Origin of the sequence: Kitasatospora sp. NPDC088391 (genome assembly GCF_044753345.1) — a bacterium.
GTDB lineage: Bacteria > Actinomycetota > Actinomycetes > Streptomycetales > Streptomycetaceae > Kitasatospora.
The window spans coordinates 1-2,669 of the sequence record NZ_JBIVNB010000025.1 but is presented as its reverse complement, the minus strand read 5'-3'; the positions used below and the strand labels follow the sequence as shown (position 1 = coordinate 2,669).

Sequence of the window (2,669 nt, the reverse complement as noted above, 5' to 3'; positions counted from 1 at the left end):
GTCGGCGTCTGCGGCACCTACCCCAACGGCGGCAGCTGCGTCCCCTCCGACATCAACCGGTCGTTCTTCCAGTTCGACACCACGGGGCTGCGCGGCACGGTGATCAACAGCGCGACGATCGGCCTGCAGGAGGTGTACTCGGCCAACCACGACTGCACCAAGACCTACCCCGTCGACCTGTACCTGACCGGCGGGATCGGCAGCGGCACCAACTGGGGCAACCAGCCCGGGCAGATCGGCGGCAAGCTGGACGGCACCCGTGACGTCCCCGGCACCGGCCAGTCCGGCTGCAGCAACGCCGTCGGGTTCAACTACAACGTCAGCGGCACCCTCAAGCAGTACGGGCCGACCTACGACAACCTGACGTTCGGCGTGTACGGCAACGAGAGCGACGCCTACGGCTTCAAGCGGGTCGGCAACAACCCGACCCTGAGCGTCACGTACGACCGCGTCCCGAACCCGCCCGCGAACCCCGGCGTGTACCCGCCGCCGCACACCGCGGTCGACAACCAGAACCGGCAGTCCTGCGGCAACGGCGACGCCAACGCCTGGGGCTGGCTGGGGGCCGGGGCCTCGCAGGCCCAGGCCGCGGCGCTGACCGCGACCGTCTCCAGCCCGACCCAGGCCCAGGTCCGCACCTGGAACCACATCTGGGACTACACCCAGCCCGGCTCGCCGGACGTCGCCAGCGGCTACTCCGACTACGTGAACAACAACGGCCTGGCCGCGTTCTGGCTGCCCGGCGGCACGCTGAAGGACGGCCACTCCTACGGCTGGAGCCTGTTCTCCAACGACGGCCTGGACGGCGTCCCGATGGGCGGCCCGAGCCCGAGCTGCTTCTTCAAGGTCGACACCACCCCGCCGACCCTCACCTTCCCCCCGACGGTCAGTGACCCGGCCACCCAGTTCCCGCAGTCCGGCAACGGGCAGACCACCTCGCTGCGGTCCGGGCAGAGCGGAAACATCCCCTTCACCGCCGCCGACCCGAACCCGAGCGGCCTGTACAGCTCCGGCGTGGTCTGCCTGCGCTGGTCCTTCGACCCGCAGTTCACCGGCGCCACCTGGCAGTGCGGCGGCTCCGTGCCGAGCGGCCAGATCAGCGTCACCCCGGGCCGCTGGGGCACCAACGTGCTCTACCTGCAGGCCCAGGACAACGCCGGCAACGTCTCCCCCGTCGCCCCGTACACCTTCTACGTGCCGTGGAACCCGAACGGCCCGCAGCCGGTGTACGGCGACGTCAACGGCGACCAGAACGGCGCCCGCACCCCCGACGTCCTGACCTACGGTCCGGCCGGTGACCTGCGCGCCTACACCGCGCCCGCGACCGGTCCGCAGAACACCGTGGCCTCGTCCGTCGCCCAGTCCCCGGGCGGCGACTCCTGGGCCAACTACCGCACCACGCACCGCGGCAGCCTGCGGCTGGGCCCCGACCTGGACGACCTGCTCGCCCACAAGGACGGCGACGCCACCCTGTGGGTCTACAAGAACCCCGGCAACACCGGCGTCAACGGCACCTTCGACACCAAGACCGCCCTCGCCAAGCCCGCCTGCGTGGTGAGCGCCACCTCCCCGGACTGCACGGGCTACGCCACCACCTGGGCCACCACCCAGCAGATCGCCGCGCTGGGCGACCCCGCCTCCACCGACCGCAGCACCTCCAACACCGCCAAGAACCGCACCGGCCTGTTCACGGTCGAGACCGCCGGCTCCGACGCGGCGCTCTGGTACTACCCGGCCGTCGGCGACAACGCCCTGGCCACCCCGATCCGGCTGGCCGCGAGCGGCTGGAAGGACACCGACCTGATCAGCCCCGGGAGCTGGACCACCCAGACCCGCCCCGGCCTGTGGGCGCGCAACCGCACCACCGGCACCCTCACCGCCTACCCCCTCGTCCTCGGCACCGCCGACCAGAGCGACGACTTCGGCAACACCTACAGCTACCCGGTGATCACCGGCCTCGGCACCGCCAAGACCGTCGCCACCAACATGACCGCCGCCGCCTGGCCCCGCATCGGCTCCGACGGCGACCTCACCGGCAACGGCGCCCCCTCGCTGTGGGGCATCACCCCCCAGGGCACCCTCCAGACCTGGACCGGCACCCGCACCGGCACCACCGCCGACCCCGGCTACAGCCTGGCCGGCCCCAACACCGCCTACGCGCTGGGCGGCGGCGCGATCCTCGCGCCGGGCACCCGGATCATGGCCGGCCAGTCCTACCCCGGTCCGGACCTGATCCTGACCATGAACAACGACGGCAACCTGGTCATCCGGCACAAGCAGGCCGGCGGCGGCGTCCTGTGGAGCAGCCTGACCGGCAACAACCCCGGCGCCTGGGCGTACGTGCAGTCCGACGGCAACTTCGTGATCTACAAGGCCGACGGCAACCCCGACACGGGGACCGGCGCCCTCTGGTCCACCAGGACCTGGGGCAACGCCGGCGCCTACCTGGAGCTCCAGACCGACGGCAACGTGGTCCTGTACCGGGCCAACGGCGGCAACGGCAGCGGCGCCCTGTGGGGGGCCGACACGATGAAGGTCGACACCAAGCTCACCACCGGCACCCGGCTCACCGCCGGACACTGGGCCCAGTCGCAGAGCTCGGTCCTGGAGATGCAGAGCGACGGCAACCTGGTCGAGTACCGCCGCAGCGACGGCGTCCCGGTCTGGGA

1 pseudogene is annotated in these 2,669 nt (G+C 71.6%); it reads left to right on the top strand.

Annotated elements, in window-relative coordinates:
- A pseudogene (locus ACIQBJ_RS35220) lies at window positions 1-2,669 on the top strand (hypothetical protein); the annotation flags it as partial.